Genomic DNA, 281 nt, shown 5'->3' with positions numbered 1-281 from the left:
CATCAACGCTCGCCGGGGCCGGGGCGACGGTCGGCCTCGACTGGGTGACCGTCACGCGGCTCTGATCTGCCTGATGCATCTCCTCGGCCGTATACAGTCCCGACAGGTCGATCGGGAAAGCTTTCCGCAGGGCCAGCGCCTCCGCGCACTTTCCGAGCATCAGCGCACCCTTGGTTTCCCACATGCTGGAGAGGCTGCCGTCGCGCTTCCGCCCGGCGTACTCCGCGAATAGGGCCACGGCTGGGAAAGGATGCCCGTCGCGCAGGACGGTGACTCGGGCG

At 68.0% G+C, this 281-nt stretch carries 1 protein-coding gene; it reads right to left on the bottom strand.

The features are described from left to right. Positions 1–238, bottom strand: a 238-nt coding sequence (locus Q5762_RS37985) for a recombinase RecT (protein WP_315896873.1), incomplete at its 3' end; no start/stop codon positions are given. Positions 239–281 lie beyond the last annotated feature (43 nt).

The sequence above is a fragment of the Streptomyces sp. P9(2023) genome, from assembly GCF_032436795.1.
Classification (GTDB): domain Bacteria; phylum Actinomycetota; class Actinomycetes; order Streptomycetales; family Streptomycetaceae; genus Streptomyces.
This window is presented reverse-complemented; position numbering and strand designations above follow the sequence as displayed.